Source organism: Actinoplanes philippinensis (assembly GCF_900113015.1).
GTDB classification, from domain to species: Bacteria; Actinomycetota; Actinomycetes; order Mycobacteriales; family Micromonosporaceae; genus Actinoplanes; species Actinoplanes philippinensis.
Genome location: NZ_FONV01000018.1, coordinates 37,098 through 54,156 on the forward strand (window position 1 = coordinate 37,098; position 17,059 = coordinate 54,156).

The 17,059-nt window shown below is 71.3% G+C and carries 17 protein-coding genes; 6 read left to right on the plus strand and 11 right to left on the minus strand.

The window, feature by feature from the left end; all coding sequences use genetic code 11:
* Window positions 1-41: 41 nt before the first annotated feature.
* Both BM290_RS38265 and BM290_RS38270 read right to left on the minus strand, forming a co-directional pair.
* Window positions 42-1,406 carry a gluzincin family metallopeptidase gene (locus BM290_RS38265; protein WP_203779728.1) on the minus strand — a complete coding sequence of 455 codons (1,365 nt, stop codon included), beginning with the start codon at window positions 1,404-1,406 and terminating at the stop codon, window positions 42-44.
* Window positions 1,407-1,628: 222 nt separating this feature from the next.
* Entirely contained in the window at window positions 1,629-3,209 is a 1,581-nt protein-coding gene (locus BM290_RS38270; protein WP_093620972.1) for an ABC-F family ATP-binding cassette domain-containing protein, read from the minus strand.
* Window positions 3,210-3,449: 240 nt separating this feature from the next.
* Between BM290_RS38270 and BM290_RS38275 the strand changes: the two genes are divergently transcribed.
* On the plus strand, window positions 3,450-4,166 hold the full coding sequence (locus BM290_RS38275; RefSeq protein ID WP_093620854.1) for an alpha/beta fold hydrolase: 717 nt from the start codon (window positions 3,450-3,452) through the stop codon (window positions 4,164-4,166).
* On the opposite strand, the gene BM290_RS38280 is transcribed toward BM290_RS38275, so the two are convergent.
* Complete coding sequence (locus BM290_RS38280; protein WP_143134080.1) at window positions 4,159-4,749, minus strand: TetR/AcrR family transcriptional regulator; 591 nt, start codon at window positions 4,747-4,749, stop codon at window positions 4,159-4,161. The two genes, BM290_RS38275 and BM290_RS38280, sit on opposite strands and share 8 nt — an antisense overlap.
* A gap of 123 nt (window positions 4,750-4,872) precedes the next feature.
* On the opposite strand from BM290_RS38280, the gene BM290_RS38285 reads away from it, so the two are divergent.
* A complete protein-coding gene (locus BM290_RS38285) occupies window positions 4,873-5,850 on the plus strand; it encodes a 2-dehydropantoate 2-reductase (protein ID WP_093620856.1) in 978 nt (325 codons plus the stop codon).
* Between the two features lie 3 nt (window positions 5,851-5,853).
* Here BM290_RS38285 and BM290_RS38290 read toward each other — a convergent pair whose 3' ends face one another.
* Window positions 5,854-7,098: a hypothetical protein gene (locus BM290_RS38290; protein WP_093620857.1), complete on the minus strand. Its 1,245-nt coding sequence runs from the start codon at window positions 7,096-7,098 to the stop codon at window positions 5,854-5,856.
* Between the two features lie 2 nt (window positions 7,099-7,100).
* Window positions 7,101-7,601: a SigE family RNA polymerase sigma factor gene (locus BM290_RS38295; protein ID WP_093620858.1), complete on the minus strand. Its 501-nt coding sequence runs from the start codon at window positions 7,599-7,601 to the stop codon at window positions 7,101-7,103.
* Between the two features lie 79 nt (window positions 7,602-7,680).
* Between BM290_RS38295 and manD the strand changes: the two genes are divergently transcribed.
* Window positions 7,681-8,889 carry a D-mannonate dehydratase ManD gene (gene manD / locus BM290_RS38300; RefSeq protein ID WP_093620859.1) on the plus strand — a complete coding sequence of 403 codons (1,209 nt, stop codon included), beginning with the start codon at window positions 7,681-7,683 and terminating at the stop codon, window positions 8,887-8,889.
* Between the two features lie 21 nt (window positions 8,890-8,910).
* On the opposite strand, the gene BM290_RS38305 is transcribed toward manD, so the two are convergent.
* From BM290_RS38305 to BM290_RS49310, 4 genes are all read right to left on the minus strand, one after another.
* On the minus strand, window positions 8,911-9,684 hold the full coding sequence (locus tag BM290_RS38305; RefSeq protein WP_093620860.1) for an aminotransferase class IV: 774 nt from the start codon (window positions 9,682-9,684) through the stop codon (window positions 8,911-8,913).
* A 4-nt stretch (window positions 9,685-9,688) separates the two neighbouring features.
* Window positions 9,689-10,573, minus strand: coding sequence for a GNAT family N-acetyltransferase (locus tag BM290_RS38310; RefSeq protein WP_239144013.1), 885 nt, complete (start codon window positions 10,571-10,573; stop codon window positions 9,689-9,691).
* Between the two features lie 369 nt (window positions 10,574-10,942).
* Window positions 10,943-11,686: an NAD-dependent epimerase/dehydratase family protein gene (locus tag BM290_RS38315; protein WP_177320073.1), complete on the minus strand. Its 744-nt coding sequence runs from the start codon at window positions 11,684-11,686 to the stop codon at window positions 10,943-10,945.
* Window positions 11,687-11,904: 218 nt separating this feature from the next.
* Window positions 11,905-12,474 (minus strand): EamA family transporter, encoded by a 570-nt coding sequence (locus BM290_RS49310; RefSeq protein ID WP_203779730.1) that lies wholly within the window; start codon window positions 12,472-12,474, stop codon window positions 11,905-11,907.
* 96 nt (window positions 12,475-12,570) lie between these two features.
* Between BM290_RS49310 and BM290_RS49315 the strand changes: the two genes are divergently transcribed.
* Window positions 12,571-12,708: a hypothetical protein gene (locus tag BM290_RS49315; protein WP_218163312.1), complete on the plus strand. Its 138-nt coding sequence runs from the start codon at window positions 12,571-12,573 to the stop codon at window positions 12,706-12,708.
* Window positions 12,709-13,017: 309 nt separating this feature from the next.
* The gene (locus tag BM290_RS38325) at window positions 13,018-13,914 is read left to right on the plus strand and encodes a LysR family transcriptional regulator (protein WP_093620864.1); all 897 of its coding nucleotides are present in this window, start codon (window positions 13,018-13,020) and stop codon (window positions 13,912-13,914) included.
* Between the two features lie 552 nt (window positions 13,915-14,466).
* Here the strand turns inward: BM290_RS38325 and BM290_RS38330 are convergent.
* Entirely contained in the window at window positions 14,467-15,399 is a 933-nt protein-coding gene (locus BM290_RS38330) for an LLM class flavin-dependent oxidoreductase (RefSeq protein WP_093620865.1), read from the minus strand.
* Window positions 15,400-15,496: 97 nt separating this feature from the next.
* On the opposite strand from BM290_RS38330, the gene BM290_RS38335 reads away from it, so the two are divergent.
* A complete protein-coding gene (locus BM290_RS38335; protein ID WP_203779733.1) occupies window positions 15,497-16,348 on the plus strand; it encodes a helix-turn-helix transcriptional regulator in 852 nt (283 codons plus the stop codon).
* Window positions 16,349-16,576: 228 nt separating this feature from the next.
* Here the strand turns inward: BM290_RS38335 and BM290_RS47720 are convergent, their stop codons facing one another.
* The gene (locus BM290_RS47720) at window positions 16,577-17,041 is read right to left on the minus strand and encodes a hypothetical protein (RefSeq protein ID WP_143134081.1); all 465 of its coding nucleotides are present in this window, start codon (window positions 17,039-17,041) and stop codon (window positions 16,577-16,579) included.
* Window positions 17,042-17,059: the final 18 nt, after the last annotated feature.

Here is a 17,059-nt window from a genome sequence, read left to right on the forward strand (position 1 = left end):
CCCCTCACGGGAGAGTCAAGCCCGCGTCCCCGAACGGTCGATCAGAGCCGGGCGGCGGTCGTGACGCCGTTCACCCGCGGCGCCGGGATCTGCGGGTCCACCGGGGCGCCGGACTCGGCGAAGGTCGGGCCCTTGCCGGCGGTGAAGCCGCAGGCGGTGATGGTGTGCTGGCGCAGCAGCAGCGACGTCGGCACCGGGGCGATCTCCCGCCAGGCGAAGCACGCGCGGATGATCGGCACGTTCTCGCCTCCGGTGATCTCCCGGTCGGCCTGCAGCAGCGCCCGCAGGATGCCGTGGTAGGTGAGGAAGTCCGGGGAGAGGTTGCTCCACGTGACCGCGAGCAGCCGGCCCAGATAGTCGCGGGCGCGCAGCAGCGCGTCCTTGAACGCGGCCTCGTTGCCGGTGTACGCCGCGGTGAACTCGGCCTGGATCTCGTCGAGGTCCTGGGACGTGCCGGGCAGGTTCGTCGACCGGGTCCGCAGATCCTCGCTGATCAGTTTCCGGGCGACCAGCTCCTGCTGGAACACCTCGACCATGGTGTCGAAGATCGCGCCGGTCAACGGCAGCGACCGGTCGTGCGGCTCCTCGCCGACGTCGGACATGCGGCGCGAGTTGAACGCGACCCGGATCTCCCGGCTGTCCGACAGCTCACCCACCCGGTCGAGGCCGTTGATGGTGAGCAGGTTGCCCTTCGTCGAGTCGAGCAGCAGGTCGACGACCGAGTGGAAGTGCAGTGACGCCACGATCGCGACCAGGTCGCCGGCCGACTCGTGCATGCCGCCGTAGTCGATGCCCTCGTCGCGCGGGCTGGCCGGCACCCCCACCTCGGCGAAGATGATGCTGTGCCCCAGCTCGTGGGCGAGAACGTCGAAATTCTCACAGTACGGCCGGTCGTGATCGATCGTGCCGTTCGGCTTGCGCCCGAATCCGAACTCCAGGAAGCCGTAGCCGGACTGGGCGTTGTCCCATTCGATCAACGGGATCATTTCGAGGCGCGAGAAATCAGATTCGAAATGCCATTGAATGGTACGCCCGAAGTAGTCCTCCCAGATGTCGAGGACGCGCCGGACCGTCGCGTACATGGTGGCCGCCGAGAATTCCCGGCTCGCCGGATCGAGGTGATCGAAATGACCGTCGTCGCCGGCCGCGACCGGTGGCCGGGCCTCGCCGCGGAAGGGCGGGCGGAAGAACCGGTTGTACGGCAGCTTCCCGATCGCGTCGACCACGAACATCCGGTCGTCACCGGGCCCGGCCTGCATGGCGCCCGGCTCGACGGAGATCGTGACCTGCTCGGGCTCGGGGAAGAGCGGCCCCGATCCGTCGGCCTTCTGCAGGAATCGGGGCTGCGGGAAGATCCGGAACCGGGTACCGGTCTCGGCCAGCCTGCGGTCCAGTTCAAGGGACATGAGCGCCTCCACCCACTGGTGATTCACTTAGGAGGCCTTCATGCGATTCCCTTACCGCCGTCAAGTCAATGTCACTGTCCAAGAACCATCCCAAAGAAGCGGCACGCGAGACCCGGACGGGCGGGGGCAGTGAGTCCGCCCGTCCGGGTCCCGCATCGGCGACAACGCTACGGCCACCCGGCCGGCCCGGGCGGGTGAAAAGCGGTACGGGTGAAAATACAGTCACTTATCCGACGTCGACCGCAAGGTGCCCGACAAATGCAGCCATCGCTCGACGCCGATCTCGGCCAGGAACCGCTCGTCGTGGCTGACCACCACGAAAGCGCCCTGATAGGCGTTCAGCGCGTTCTCCAGCTGGCCGACGCTCACCAGGTCCAGGTTGTTCGTCGGCTCGTCGAGCAGCAGCAACTGCGGGGCCGGCTCGGCGAACAGGATGCACGCCAGGGTGGCCCGCAGCCGCTCACCGCCGGAGAGCACCGACACCGGCAGATGCGCGCGGGCGCCCCGGAACAGGAACCGGGCCAGCAGGTTCATCCGCTCGGCGTCGGGCAGCGCCGGAGCGAAGGCGGCCAGGTTCTCGGCCACCGTACGGGCCGGATCGAGCAGGTCGAGGCGCTGCGACAGGTAGGCGACGCGGCCCACGGCGCCCTTCTCGATCAGCCGCAGCAGCGTCGACTTGCCCGCGCCGTTGGGGCCGGTCAGCGCGATCCGCTCCGGCCCGCGGACGGTCAGGTCCACACCGGAGAAGATCTCCCGCTCCCCGTAGCGCGCCGTCAGCGACTCGCCGTGGAAGACGGTGCGTCCCGCCGGCACGTTCGTGCCGGGCAGGTCGAGGACGATCCGGTCGTCCTGCTTGGCGGCCCGGCTGGCCCGGTCGTACCGCGCCTGCGCCTGCCCGACCCGGTCGCCGTGCACGTCGGCGGCGCGGGCCGCGGACACCTCGGCGCCGCGTTTCAGGTTGCCGGCGTGGATCCGGGCCAGGCCCGCGCTGGCCAGGTTGCGCGACGCCGTCGACGCGCGGCGGGCCGCCCGCTCCCGCGCCTGCTGGGCCTCCCGTTTCTGCCGCTTGAGATCCTGCTCGGCGCTGCGCACCTGCCGCTCCAGGGTTTCCCGGCCGGCGGCCACGGCCTCCTCGTAGGACGTGTAGTCGCCGCCGTGCCACTCCACGTCGCCGTGGTCGAGGGCGGCGATCCGGTCCATCTCGTCGAGCAGCTCCCGGTCGTGGCTGACCACCAGCAGCGTGCCGGTCCAGGCTCGGACCACGGCGATCAGCCGCTCGCGGGCCACGCGGTCGAGGTTGTTGGTGGGCTCGTCGAGCAGCAGCACGTCGGGCCGTTTCAGCAGCTCGGCGGCGAGACCGAGGGAGACGGCCTGGCCGCCGCTGAGGGTGTCGAGCCGGCGGTCGAGGGTGACGTCGCCGAGGCCGAGCCGGTCCAGCTCGGCCCGGCTGCGCTCCTCGACGTCCCAGTCATTGCCGACGACCGCGAAGTGCTCCTCGGCGGCGTCGCCGCCCTCGATGGCGTGCAGGGCCGCGATCGTACGGTCCACGCCGAGCACCTCGGCCACGGTCTGCTCGGACGCGAACGGCAGATGCTGGGGCAGATAGCCGAGCGTGCCACGGACCGTGATCGTGCCGGCGGCCGGCCGCAGCTCACCCGCGACGAGCTTGAGCAGCGTGGACTTGCCGGCGCCGTTGATCGCGACGAGGCCGGTGCGGCCCTCCGGGACGGTCAGGGACAGACCGTCGAAGACCGGGGTGTCGTCCGGCCAGGAGAAGGAGAGCTCGGAGACGGAAAAAGACATGGTGAACCCCACTGAAGGAATCGGATTTCAGGGCACGACGAAGGCAGCCGCCACGCGGGCGGCCGGGGCGGGGTCTTCACCCCGCGATGTCGTCGTCCCCTGCCATGTCTTTCTCCAGCCTTGTGAAAGGTCGTCGGCAACAATAGCTCAATCGCCCCGGACGGATGCACTCGTTTGTCACTGACCGCCCACAAGCTCGCCGTAGGTTCCGGCGTCGTCGGAACACAACGGGAGGTACTCATGTCCGAGAAACCGGTGGTCGTCCTGGTGCACGGCGCGTTCGCCGAGTCGGCCAGCTGGAACGGGGTCGCGGCGAAGCTGGCCGAGGCGGGGGTCACCACGCTGGCCGTGGCGAACCCGCTGCGCAGCCTCTCCGGTGACGCCGCGTACGTGCGGGACGTGGTCGCCTCGCTCGGCCGCCCGGTGATCCTCGTCGGTCACTCGTACGGCGGTCAGGTCATCACCGCCGCGGCGGCCGGCGACGAGGCCGTCAAGGCGCTGGTCTACGTGGCCGCGTTCACCCCGGACGCGGGCGAGAGCGCGCTGGAGCTGTCCGGCAAGTTCGAGGGCAGCACCCTCGGCGGCGCCGTCGTCCCCCGCACCCTGACCGGCGGCGGCGTCGAGCTGTCCATCGAGACGGCGAAGTTCCCGCAGCAGTTCGCCGCCGACGTCGACCCGGCGACGGCCGCGCTGATGGCGGTCACCCAGCGTCCGGTCACCGAGGCCGCGCTCACCGAGGGACTGGCCGAGGGCGAGCCGGTCTGGCGTACCCTCCCCGGCTTCTTCATCTGGGGTGAGGCCGACCGCAACATTCCCGCCGAGGCCATGCGGTGGATGGCGAAGCGGGCCGAAGGCCGCGTCCAGCGGGAGATCCCCGGCGCCGGCCACGCCCTGCCGGTCTCCCAGCCGGACGCCGTCGCCGAGACGATCCTCGAGGCGGTCGCCGCGGTCAGCTGACCGCGGGCAGGCCGAGGACCCGCAGCAGCGCGCCGGTGAGATGGTCGGCGGCCTGCTGCGTGGTCCAGCCGAGGGTGCGGGTCAGGTCGACGACGACCCGCTCGTCGAAGATCGTGACCCACATCAGCACGGCGAACCGGACGTCCTGCGCGGGCACGGCGCCGCCGTCGACGGCCCGCCCGACCAGCCGGCCGAGACGCTCGTAGAGGCCGCCGACGAACGAGTCGGCACGCCGCGCCAGCACGCCGCGCGGGGATCGTACGTGCACCGCCGCCGCACCCCACCGGGACGCCTGCGCCACCCACTCGCCGCACGCCGCGCGGATGTCGGCGACCGGATCGGCCGTGGCCGGCAGCCGGTCGAAGGTCTCCAGCAGCTCGCCGCTGAGCTCGGCGTAGAAGGCGTCGATCGCGCTCGCGGTGTCGGAGAAGTTCCGGTAGGCGGTGGCCGTCGAGATCCCGGCCAGCCCGGCCGCCTCGGCCAGCGAGAATCCGGGGCCGCGCTCGGCCAGCAGCTCTCCCACCGCGGCCAGCAGCGCGGACCGCCGCATCCGGGCGTCACCGCGCCGTGGCCTGTCCGTCATGCCGGTGATCCTATGAGTGGGGCGGATCACCGAGGGTTTTGCGGTGGCGTAACACCGCCGAAAAGGATCTCCCGGAAACTGGGAAGTGAGAAAACATTCTCAGTTACTTCGGGAGGCTGGTTCATGTCCACAAGACGGACCCGCGTCGCGGTGATCGGGGCCGGCGCGGTCGGCACGGTGGTTGCGGCTGCTGCGGTAGACGCCGGGCACGACGTCGTCGTCTGCGCACGGCGGCCGATCGACCGCCTGGTCGTCGAGCGCGCCGACAGCGTGCGGGAGATCGGCGTCGAGGTGCTCGTCGACCCGTCCGCGGCGACCGAGGTCGACTGGGTGCTGCTGGCCACCAAGGCGCAGGACGCGGCCGGGGCGGCCGCCTGGTTCGGGCCACTGATCGGCCCCGGCACCACCGTCGTCGTGCTGCAGAACGGCGTGGACCACGCCGAGCGCATCGAGCCGCTGGTGCCGCGCGGCACACGGGTGCTGCCGGCGCTGGTCTACGTGGCGGCCGAGTCGCTGGGCCCCGGGCACGTGCTGCACCGGATGGGCGCGCGGATCACCGTCCCCGGCGGGCCGGGCACCATCGCCGAGACCGCCCGCGCGACCTTCGACGAGCCGTCGGCCACCGGCGCCGGGCGGATCAGCGCGACCGCGACCGACCCCGCCGACCGGTTCGCGGCCCTGCTCGACGGGTCGTGGCTGCACGTCGAGCGGGTCGCCGACTTCTCCACGGCGGCGTGGCGCAAGCTGCTCACCAACGTCGGCGCCAACCCGGTCACCTCACTGACCATGAAGCGGATGTCGGTGATCCAGCACGAGCCGGCGGTCCGCGACCTGACCCGCGCCCTGCTGGACGAGGCGATCGCCGTGGGCCGGGCGGCCGGCGCGCGGCTCTCCGACGCCGACATCGACCACACCCTGGAGATCTACGACGGTTTCGCCGCCGACGACGGCACGTCGATGCTGTACGACCGGCTGGCCGGCCGCGCCACCGAGCACGAGCTGATCACCGGAGCCGTGGTGCGCCTCGGCGAGCAGCACGGTGTGCCGGTCCCGCTCAACCGGGCCATCCTGGCCCTGATGCACGGCGTCAACCACAAGTGAGCGTCACGGCAGCCTGATCGAGACGGTGGCCCGGACCGGACCGGTGGTGACCCGGGTGATCTCACCGGTCCGGACGTCCCACGTGATCAGGCCCTCCAGGTCGGTCTTCACCAGCAGAGTCTGGTCGTCGATCCAATCGAGGGCGGCACAGCAGCTCTTCCAGCGGTCCACGCCGAGGTCGAGGAGCCGCTCGACCAGGCCGTTGGCGGTGTTCACCACGGTCACCATCTGCACGCCGCCGAGATGCCGCACGCCCTCGGCGGGCGTGTGGTCGCCCCACGCGGCGGCGGCGACGCGTCCGGTCCGATCGGGGATGGCCGGACCGTACCACTCACTCATCGCATAGCCGGACGGCCGCACCAGGCCGAGGTCGACCGGAAGCTCGCGGACCGGCCGGGCGTCGCCGGGCCGCCACACCCGGACCTTCCGGCCACCTTCCGCGCCGATCAGCTCGGCGATGTCGCCGGAGGCGACCGGGCTGCCGCCGCCGTGCCAGGCCGACATCGCGGCCGGCTCCGGTGCGACGGTTCCGGCGGCCCAGTCGACCCGGACCACACCGGCCGACCCCTGGCCAACCAGGACGATCGCGTCGCCGGACCACATGACCTGCTCGTTCAGGCCGGGCACCGGGATCCGGTGGGCCTTAGCCGCGGGCAGGTCGATCACCACGAGCGCCTCCGGCTGCGGCACGGCGACGCGGCGGCCGTCCGGCGAGAGGGAGGTGGGGCGCAGCGGGTCCGCCTCGTTTCCACCCCCGTCGTGGGTACGCCCGAAGTCGCCCACATCGATCCGGACCCATGCGCCCGCCGCGTCCAGGACGTGCAGTGGCCGCATCGACTGGTCCGCCGACTCCGGGTCGTACTCCTGGACCACCGCGACCGCCCGGTCCACCGGATGCCCGGACAGTTTCGGGGCGTCGGCCGGGATCGTGAAGTCGGCGGGCAGCGGCGACACCGGCCGCACCACGGGCGCCGGGGGCACCACATCGACCCCTCCGGTCACCACCCGCGCCGACGGCACGGGCACCGACGGCGCCGGGGCGGGTGGGGCCGGCCGGAAGTCGTCGCGGTCCCGGCCACGCACCGGCACGGTCACCGCGACGACAGCGGCGAACGCGGCCACCGTGGCCAGCACCTGACGCCGGCGGCGGACCCGGCGGGCGGTCGCCCACGCGGAGGCGGCGAACGCGGGCGGTGTCACGTCCGCGGACGTCTCCTCGAAAAGCTCGGTGAGCCGGTCAGCCGTCATCGTCATTCCCTTCCGGCCATCTCGCCGAGTTCGGGCGCCAGCTCGCGCAGTTTGCGCAGGGCCGCGCTGGCCTGGCTCTTCACCGTGCCGACGGTGACGCCGAGGATCTCCGCGGTGCGGGCCTCGGTGAGGTCGTCGAAATACCGCAGCACCAGCACCGCCCGCTGCCGTGGCGGCAGCCGCCGCAACGCCGCCTCGAAGACCAGCCGGCCCGGCACGTCGTCACCGCCGGCCGCGCGTTCCGGCGGGGCGTCGATCAGGCGCTCCCGGCGGAACCGGCGCCACCACGAGACCGCGTCGCGGTACATCACCGTGCGCAGGAACGCCTCCGGGTCGCCCTCCCGCACCCGGCCCCACCGCAGGGCGAGCTTGACCAGGGCGCCCTGCAGCAGATCCTCGGCGAGATGGTGGTCGCCGCAGACCAGGTACGCCGAGCGCAGCAGCCGATGCTGGCGTGCCTCGACGAAGGCGGCGAAGTCGCTGTCCACACCAGTCGAACGCATGGGCACCCCGGAATGGTTGGTCGGACCGCTCTAGATCGATAAAGTCGAATCTCCTGGCACCCGTCTCAGGAGGACCGTAGTGAAAATCGCCGACGCCCGGGTGATCGTGACCTGCCCCGACCGCAACTTCGTCACCCTCAAGATCGTGACAACCTCGGGGGTGTACGGGGTGGGCGACGCGACCTTGAACGGGCGCGAGCTGGCCGTCGCGGCCTACCTGCAGGAGCACGTGATCCCGGCGCTGATCGGCCGGGACGCCTCGCGGATCGAGGACACCTGGCAGTACCTGTACCGGGGGGCGTACTGGCGGCGCGGGCCGGTGACCATGAGCGCCATCGCCGCCGTCGACACCGCGCTGTGGGACATCAAGGGCAAGGTCGCCGGGCTGCCCGTCTACCAGCTGCTCGGCGGCCGGTCCCGGGAGGGCGTGACCGTCTACGGCCACGCCAACGCCGACACCGTCGACGCCGTGCTCCCCGAGATCGCCAACTATGTGGACCTCGGCTACAAGGCGGTCCGGGTGCAGACCGGTGTGCCGGGGCTGGCCAGCACCTACGGGGTGTCGAAGGACCGGCTGTTCTACGAGCCGGCCGACGCCGCCCTGCCGACCGAGAACACCTGGTCCACCGCCCACTACCTGGACCACGTGCCGGAGGTGTTCGCCCGGGTCCGCGACGAGTTCGGGCCCACCCTGAAACTGCTGCACGACGTGCACCACCGGCTCACCCCGATCGAGGCGGCCCGGCTCGGCAAGAGCCTCGAACCGTACAACCTGACCTGGATCGAGGACCCGGTCCCGGCCGAACTGCAGGAGGGGTTCCGCCTGATCCGGCAGCACACCACCACCCCGATCGCCGTCGGCGAGGTCTTCAACACCGTCTGGGACTGTCAGCAGCTGATCAGCGAACAGCTCATCGACTACATCCGGGCGACCGTCGTGCACGCCGGCGGGATCAGCCATCTGCGCCGCATCTTCGACCTGGCCAGCCTCTACCACGTCCGCAGCGGCTCGCACGGCGCCACCGACCTCTCCCCCGTCTGCATGGCCGCCGCGCTGCACCTGGACCTGGCCATCCCCAACTTCGGCCTGCAGGAGTACATGCGCCACACCGAGGCCACCGACGCCGTCTTCCCGCACGGGTACCACTTCGCCGACGGCTACCTCCACCCGTCCGAGGAGCCGGGGCTCGGCGTCGACATCGACGAGGAACTGGCGGCCCAGTACCCGTACCGCCCGGCCGCCCTCCCGGTCAACCGCCTCGAGGACGGCACCCTGCACAACTGGTGAACACGCCGGTTGCCGCGCCGGTCACGCCGGGATCGTCTGCCACGGGACCTCCTCCCAGACCCGGCGCAGCAGGGCGGTCAGGTGGCCGTACGCCGGGAAGCCGGTCTTGTCGATCGAAAGGATCGCCTGGTCGGGGAGATGGGAGTTGGTGGCCGCCGCGGCCGTCAGGCCGGTTGTCCCGCTCAGCGGGAGCCGGCGTTCGACCTGTGGGACGGCCATGTCGGTCATGGTGCGGCGCAGCGCCTGCATGGTGATGCCGGCCAGCATCGGCGCCTGCGGCCAGACGATGTGGTCGCCGTCCCAGAAGACCACGTTCCACACCGAGCCCTCCAGGATCAGGCCGCCGTGGCCGACGAACAGCACGTCGTCGAAACCGGCGCGTCTCGCCTGCAGGGCGTGCTGGGTCTGCGCGAGCGTGCCGCGATGCTTGAGATGGGGCAGGTCACGTTCGTAGCGGACGGCGCGCACGCGCAGCGGCGGTCGCGGGACGTCCGGGACCGGCTCGCTCACCGACACCAGGACGTCCATGCCGGGCAGCACCGTCACCCGCACCGAAGCGTCCCGCTCGTCGCGCAGCGCGTGGCCGATCAACTCGGCGATCGTGCCGTCCGGCGGCGCGAGATCGTCCGGGAACAGCTCCGCGGACGCCTCCCGCAACCGGGCCAGGTGCAGGTCGAGCCCGGCCACCGCACGCCCGCGCACCTGCATGGACGTGTAGTGGCCGAACCCCTGGACGACTGCCCGGTGCAGCGCCTCCGCGGACGGGACGCTGCCGTTGATCTCGACGTGGGTCACACGCCTACCAGATCATGTCGACCTGCCGTTCGAACGTGCGGTATCCGGCGCGAGCGAAAGCCGCCGCCATCGGCACATTGCCGACATCGGTGGCCGCACGGATCCGCGGCACGCCCTGAGCGGCGAGGACACGGGTCCCCTCGGCGAGCAGGTCGTCGATGAGGCCACGGCCGCGATGCGCCGGGACGACCCCGATGTAGGCGATGATCGGGTTGTAGCCGTTGTGCCCCGGGATGACGAACCCGGCCGGCTCGCCGCCGGGCAGCTCCGCGACCCGCCACCACTCCTGCGGGCTCGGATACTTCAGCAGCTCACCGTGGAACTGCTCCTCGGCACACTCGCGCGGGGTCATCCGGGTCAGCTCGTCGCGGGTGTGCGCGTCCAGCGAACCCTCCACGACCAGCGTCATCAGGTCGATCAGCTCACCCTCGCGAGGCGGGCGGAACGTCAGCCGGCCGGTCGGCGCGGGGATCGGCGTCCCCGGCTCCCACTGCAGGCGCAGCCGCTCCACGAACGGTTTCGCGCCACAGGCCTCCAGCACCGCCATCCAGCGGTCGTCATCGGACCGCCGCCACTGCGGAGGAAGAAACCTGGTGAACTCGGGCGCCGGATCGGGCAGCGCGGCCGTCACCAGCTGGATCGCGTCGTCGACATGACCGTCGGCCACGTCGAGGATGTCCATGACCAGCGGATGCGCGTCGCCGGGACGCGACCACCAGGCGGCGCGGGCGACCACCCGGTCACCGCGCAGAGCGAGCCACAACCACTCCGGGCGGCGGCGCCCGGCGGTCAGGTCACCGATGATCTCGCTGTTCAAGGGGTACGGGAAAGAGTTGAAGAGATCCAGCTCGCCGGGCATGACGGCGGGTCGGACGGTCAACGGTGTCAAGGCGTTCTCCCAGTGAGAGTCGCCCACCCCGTGGTGCCGGGCGGCTGGTCAGCCTCGTGCCCGGCCGGAGGTGAGCGTGGTAGACGTGCGGTACATGGCTCGTCCTCCTTTCTCGGTCTCGTTCCCGGCCGTGTCCGGGCCGGGATCCCTGGTCGCTTACTTGCCGGGCCCCTGGCAGCCTCCTGCCGAGAACCCTTGTCGTTCTCTTGCCGGGCCCTGGCAGCCTCCTGCCGGAAGCCCTTGTCGTTCTCTTGCCGGGCCCTGGCAGCCTCCTGCCGGAAGCCCTTGTCGTTCTCTTGCCGGGCCCTGGCAGCCTCCTGCCGGGATCCCTGGTCGGGGATTCCATCAGCCCGGTGGCCGCGGCGCCACTCATTTACCGCCGCCCACCAACCGGTGCGTCTCGCTCGACGGGTCCGGCTCGCCCACCTCGGCCGCCCAGTGCTCGGCGTCGTCGCGCGGCTCGTAGCCGATCGCCCGGCCACCCGCCCGGGACCACCAGCGGCGAGTGTTCGCGGAGACACCCCAGACGAGATGCCAGCCCGTCGCCGTCAAAGACGCCTCGACCAGCCGCGCCATGTCGTCCGGTGACAGCCACACCGCCAGGTCACGCGGGTTCGAGGGGTAGTCGGCGCACCGGCCGATCCGCAGGCAGACGACGTGGAGCCCGAACCGGTCATGATGGAACCGGGTCAGCGACTCGATCGCCGCCTTGCTCCACCCGTAGTACGAGTCGGGCCGCGGCGGCACATCGTCGGGCAGCCCGTCCGGGCCGGCCTCGTCCCGCGACCACAGGCCGGCCGCATGATTGCTGGAGGCGACGACCACCCGCGGGACACCCGCCCGGCGAGCTGCCGAGAGGATGCGCTCGGTGCCACGCACGTTGGCGTCCAACACATCCTCGAACGGCTGCTCGTCGGCAATGCCACCCAGATGGAGTATCACGTCGACACCCCGGGCGGCCCGCTCCACGGCGTCGCCGTCGGTCACGTCCAGCGCCGCCACACCGTCCCCGTCCGGGGACAGGTCGGTCAGTCGCAGTTCGTGGTGGGCCAGCCGCTTCCGCAGCTGGCTGCCGATCCGGCCGGACGCCCCGGTCATCAGTATCACCGCCATGCCGTCAGGATTCCCCGACCCGCCCGCGATCAACATCCGCCGGTACCGCAGCGCCCTCCCGTAGCGCCGATCGAGCTCGCTGGTCGAGCTTTCCCCACGCGGACGCCGCCTGATCATCGCGCCTTTCCCTATGCGATCGCCGCCTGGTCAACGACCGCCGCATGTCCAGCAAGCGCCCCATGGCCAATGAGCGCCCGTGGTCAACAAGGGTCGCGTGCTCAGCGGGCGCCGGTGCGTTCGGCACCGATACCGGCCGTGACCACCAGGGCGATGCCGGCAAGGGCTGCCCAACCGGGGGCTTGGTGCAGCAGGACGAAGCCGACGGCCACGGCGATCGCCGGTTCCAGGCTCATCAGTGTGCCGAAGGCGGCAGTCGTCAGCCGTCGCAGCGCCAGCAGCTCCAGGACGAACGGCACCACCGGCACCAGCACCGCCACGCACAGGCCCACCAGCACGATCTCAGGAGTCAGGAGGGTGATTGCCGACGGGGCTGCTACCGGAGTGGCGACCAGGCCCGCCACCGGCATGGAGATCGCCAGCCCCCGGATCCCGGACACCTCGTCACCGACACGCTGGGTGAGCAGAATGTAGGCGGCCCAGCAGACGGCCGCACCCAACGCGTAGGCGACGCCGAGCAGATCCACGTCGCCCCGCCACGGCGAGGTCAGCAGCAGCACTCCCGCACCGGCCAGCAGCGGCCAGAGCAGACGCCGGCCACGGAAGACAGCCACACCGAGCGGACCGAGGAACTCCAGAGCGCTTGCCGTACCCAGGGGCAACCGTGTCACCGCCGACATGAACAACAGCATCAACGCAGCGGTGACCACGCCCAGAGCGATCGCCGCCCTCAGCCCCGCTCGACTGATCGGGCCACCATCGACGCGTTGACTCGCTCCGAGTCCGGCTCCAGCTCCGAGTCCGGCTCCGGCTCCGGCTCCGGCTCCGGCTCCGGCTCCGGCTCCGGCTCCGGCTCCGGCTCCGGCTCCGGCTCCGGCTCCGGCTCCGGCTCCGGCTCCAGTTAACCGGCGGGCCGCGACGCGGATCCGTGCGGTCACGGCGGGGTGGGCCAGGATCATCAGGAGCAGACCCGCCCACGCCAGGCGAAGCCAGCCGACACCGAGCGCGCCGATCTCGCCGGCAAGGCCGACCGAGGCGGCCAGGCCGAGTTGCACGCAGGTCATCGAAGCAACGGCGAATCCGACACCGGTACGAACGGCGGTTCGGGGTGGCATGGCGAGGGCGGTCATGCCTGGAAGTAGACGACTCTCCTACCGTTCGCGTCCACGTGACAATCATGTACACACCGTTCGTCGTCACTTAACAATGAACCCATGGACGTCCGCCGCCTCGAGACTCTCCTCATGCTGTCCCGGCTCGGATCGATGCGTGCCGTGGCCGATGAGATGTACACCACCACCTCGACGGTGTCGCAGCAGATCGCCGCCCTGAGTCGCGAAGCCGGAACCCCGCTGACCGAGCCGGAGGGCCGCCGCGTCCGGTTGACCCCGGCCGGCCGGCGGCTCGCCGAACACGCGGTGACCATCCTCGCCGCACTCGAAGCCGCGCGACTCGACCTGGACCCGACCGCCGAACCCGCCGGAACACTGCGCGTCGCCGGTTTCGGCACGGCCATCCGCCGGTCACTGATGCCGGTCGCCGCCTGTCTGGCAGTCGACCATCCGAAGGTACGGATACGGATCCACGAACACGAGCCCATCGAAGCCCTGTCCCTGCTCGCGTCGGACGACATCGATCTGGCCCTGACCTACGACTTCAACCTCGCTCCCGCTCCTCTGGACCGCTCAGTCACCTCCCGCCCACTGTGGTCGGCGCCATGGTCTCTCGGCGTGCCGGCCACCGATCCGCCACTGGACGCACCCGCCCCCGAGGTCTTCGCCCGCTACCGGGATGCCGAATGGATAGCCAACTCCCGCGGCTCCGCAGACGAAGAGGTGATCCGCACGATCGCCCGCATGGCCGACTTCGACCCGTTGGTCACACACCGCGCCGACAGCCTGCTCCTCCTCCAGGACCTGGTGGTGGCCGGCCTGGGCGTCGGCCTGCTCCCGGCAGATCAGCCCACTCGCCCCGGCGTCCGTCTCCTCCTCCTGCGAGACCCCCGGCCGGTCCTGCGCACCTACGCAGTCGTCCGCGCCGGCCGCACCGGTTGGCCGCCCTTGGCCCTCCTCCTGAACCTCCTCCAAACCGCCCCGCCACCTCCCACCTGACCGATCAACCCCGTGGCCGCTTCCGCCGCATTCCTCCCCCGCCACCGACAAACTGCTCACAACCACCGGTCGTAGGTGAGCCGGCCGCTCGGGACCTCGTCCGCATGGCCCACCGCCCGCGTTCGGACCACGCCCAGCCACGTCCGGATCGCTCCTCAACCGGGACGGCACCGTGCGCACCCCTCGCTGCCGCAAGCGCATGACCCGGCACCCGCAACCGGGCCACTCCGGACCAGCCGCCGCGACCCCATCAACCCGGCACCCACCACCGGACCGCTTCCCACCCCGTCCGTCCGGACCACTAGCCGCCACAACCCATCAACCCGGCACCCGCCACCGGACCGCTTCCCACCCCGTCCGTCCGGACCACTAGCCGCCACAACCCATCAACCCGGCACCCGCCACCGGACCGCTTCCCACCTCGGCCGAACCGCTGCCCGCAACGACCCATCACCCCCGCACCCGCCACCCGACCACCTCGTCCAGAGACCGTTCCGGCTCAACCGGATCACTCGCGGCCCCTCTTCGGATCACGCCGCCTCGCCTCCCTCTTCAGGCACCGTCCGGACTGGCCCGTGGGCCGGCCGACTGCACCGCCTCCCGGACAGCCGGGACGATCTCCGCAGCCCAGCGGGACAGGGAGACCGGATCCGGGGTGCCTCCGGACGGCGAGAACAGCAGGAACCCGGAGGCTTCGTGCTCCAGGACCGCCGAGGTGAGCTCGTCGATCCACTGGCCGGCGGAGCCTCCGACCCAGCGGCCGTCCCGATCGCGCGACGCCGCCAGCGGACGGTCGGTGATGCGGCCCGGCAGGTTGAAGATCGTGCGGATCTGCTGCGGGTCGCGACCCACGGTGGCCGCAGCATCGTCGATGATCGGCCGCGACTCGCGATAGCGGGCGCTGAGCCAGTCGGCGGCGTGACCGGGAATCCAGCCGTCGGCGACACGACCCGTCGCGGCCAGAGACCGTGGGCCGACCGAGCCCGTCCACACCGGGGCGGCGTCGACCGGAGCGGGCTCGATGCCCTCCACCCGGTAGTGGCGGCCGTGATGGCTCACCGGAAGGCCGCCGCCGGAGAGCTTGCGCACCAGGACGATCGCCTCCTCGAAGGCGGCCACGGCCTCCCCCGGCGACAACCGTGGCACACCCATGTCGCTGATCCGGTCCCACCGGCCGCCGGCGCCCATGCCGAGGATCACGCGACCGCCCGACAGGGCCGACAGCGACGTCACGGTGCGGGCCAGCACGGCTGCGGGGCGGGTCGGCAGGTTGGTGACGTTGGCGAAGCCGGCCAGCCGCCGGGTGCTGCCGAGCACGAACGCGATCGTGGCATACGCATCCAGGCGGCTGCCCAGATAGGGATGGTCGGACAGGGAGAAGACGTCGAGGCCGTCGCGGTCGGCCAGCTGAGCAAGCCGGAGCAGCTCCGGCCCGTCGTCGATGTCGGTGTGTGCCCCGAAGCCGAAGATGAGTCCGTCGTTCATGGATCGAGACTGCGCCTCCCGGAAGCCGTTGTGGAGGCCCTGCTGAGGGTGGTACCAGGAGGGACACCTTGAGGGTCCGCGGCGTTGTTACGGTCGGATGGTGGACGACAACGAACTCGGACTATTCCTGCGGACGCGCCGGGAGGCGATCACTCCGGACGAGGTCGGGCTGCCCGCCGGCCCACGCCGGCGTGCCCCAGGTCTGCGCCGTTCCGAGGTGGCCGCGCTCGCCCGGGTCAGTGTGGAATATCTGACCCGGTTGGAGCAGGGTCGTGATCGTCGGCCGTCCCCACAGGTGCTGGCGGCGCTCGCCGGCGCCCTCAAGCTGTCCGCCGGCGAGCGGGCCCATCTGCTGCGGCTGACGAAGGTGTCCGATCCCGCCTACAACTGCCTGGGCGGTGACACCCTTCCGGCGCGCACCGTGCGTCCGACGGTGCGGTCGCTGCTCGATCGGCTCGATCCCACGCCGGCGGCGCTGCTCAACCGCCTCGGTGACATCCTGGCCCACACGGCCGGCTACGAGCGGTTGATGGGCCCGATCGGGTTGCTGGACGGCGTTCAGCCCAACGTTGCCAGGTTCGTGCTCACCGACGAGCGGGCGCGTGTGGCCTATCCCGATTGGGAGCACGTCGCCGACGAGGAGGTCGCGGCGTTGAAGCAGGGGCCGTTCCGGGCTGACCCCCACATCGCCGCGTTCGCCGACGACCTCACCGTCACGGCCGGCGAGGTCTTCACCCGGCGGGTCGAGACGGTTCCGGGGCTGCCCGGGTCCAGTGGGGTGCTGCGATTGGTCCATCCGCTGGCCGGGCATCTGCGGCTGGACTACGAGGTCATGGATCTCGCCGCCGACGACGATCAGCGGCTGGTCGTTCTTCTGCCGGCTGATCTGGAGACGACGGCCGCACTCGATGGGCTCGCGGCGCCACCGGTTCATCTGCTGGCCGGCTGATGCCCCCGGCACCGGAAAAGCTACAGCCGGAAGGTAGGTGGGCTGCGCCCGACGAAAGCACTTCGCGGGATGCCCCGATGGTCGACGCCGAGAAAGACGACGAGGCGAGGACGGGGACGAGGCGGCGACCACCGGGCCAACAGAGAGTGAGTCGAGGACGAAGCGAGAACCAGGACGAAAAACGTCGAGGAGAACGGGGCCGCCACCCACGACGCGCAGGAAGGAGCGTCAGAACTCGTCGACCCGGGCTCGCTGGTTGAGGCAGGTGGTGTCGATGGCCAGTTTGATCAGTTCGCGGGCGGTGGCGTGATCGGTGGCCTCGGCGTCGAGGGTTCCCAGGGTGCGGGTGGTGTCCACGATCTCGTCGGTGGAGTTGCCGGCGGCGAGCGCGGCGCAGGCGGTATCGGCAATGGCCTGGATCTCCGCGTCCTGCCGGCCGGCGGCGATGTCGGCGAGTTGGGCGCGCACCACCCGCACGAACTCGCCCGACGTGCCCGACGAACCAGACGCCGGGGAGCCGGTGGAGGAGGAGCCGGCTGAGGACGAGCCGGCCGATGAAGAGGACGGATAGGAGGACGCCGCAGAGGAGGAGGCAGCCGAGGAGGGCAGGGCGCCAGACGAGGAGGACGAAAGGCAACCGGTCGTCGACAGCAGGCCCGTCGCCACCAGGGCCACTACCGGCCACGTCTTCATCTCGCCCCCACCACGATC

Bases quoted from the DNA above. Each gene is read 5' to 3' on its own strand.
- BM290_RS38265 (WP_203779728.1), bottom strand. From the start codon at position 1,406: ATGTCCCTTGAACTGGACCGCAGGCTGGCCGAGACCGGTACCCGGTTC.
- BM290_RS38270 (WP_093620972.1), bottom strand. From the start codon at position 3,209: ATGTCTTTTTCCGTCTCCGAGCTCTCCTTCTCCTGGCCGGACGACACC.
- BM290_RS38275 (WP_093620854.1), top strand. From the start codon at position 3,450: ATGTCCGAGAAACCGGTGGTCGTCCTGGTGCACGGCGCGTTCGCCGAG.
- BM290_RS38280 (WP_143134080.1), bottom strand. From the start codon at position 4,749: ATGACGGACAGGCCACGGCGCGGTGACGCCCGGATGCGGCGGTCCGCG.
- BM290_RS38285 (WP_093620856.1), top strand. From the start codon at position 4,873: ATGTCCACAAGACGGACCCGCGTCGCGGTGATCGGGGCCGGCGCGGTC.
- BM290_RS38290 (WP_093620857.1), bottom strand. From the start codon at position 7,098: ATGACGGCTGACCGGCTCACCGAGCTTTTCGAGGAGACGTCCGCGGAC.
- BM290_RS38295 (WP_093620858.1), bottom strand. From the start codon at position 7,601: ATGCGTTCGACTGGTGTGGACAGCGACTTCGCCGCCTTCGTCGAGGCA.
- BM290_RS38315 (WP_177320073.1), bottom strand. From the start codon at position 11,686: ATGGCGGTGATACTGATGACCGGGGCGTCCGGCCGGATCGGCAGCCAG.
- BM290_RS38325 (WP_093620864.1), top strand. From the start codon at position 13,018: ATGGACGTCCGCCGCCTCGAGACTCTCCTCATGCTGTCCCGGCTCGGA.
- BM290_RS38330 (WP_093620865.1), bottom strand. From the start codon at position 15,399: ATGAACGACGGACTCATCTTCGGCTTCGGGGCACACACCGACATCGAC.
- BM290_RS38335 (WP_203779733.1), top strand. From the start codon at position 15,497: ATGGTGGACGACAACGAACTCGGACTATTCCTGCGGACGCGCCGGGAG.
- BM290_RS47720 (WP_143134081.1), bottom strand. From the start codon at position 17,041: ATGAAGACGTGGCCGGTAGTGGCCCTGGTGGCGACGGGCCTGCTGTCG.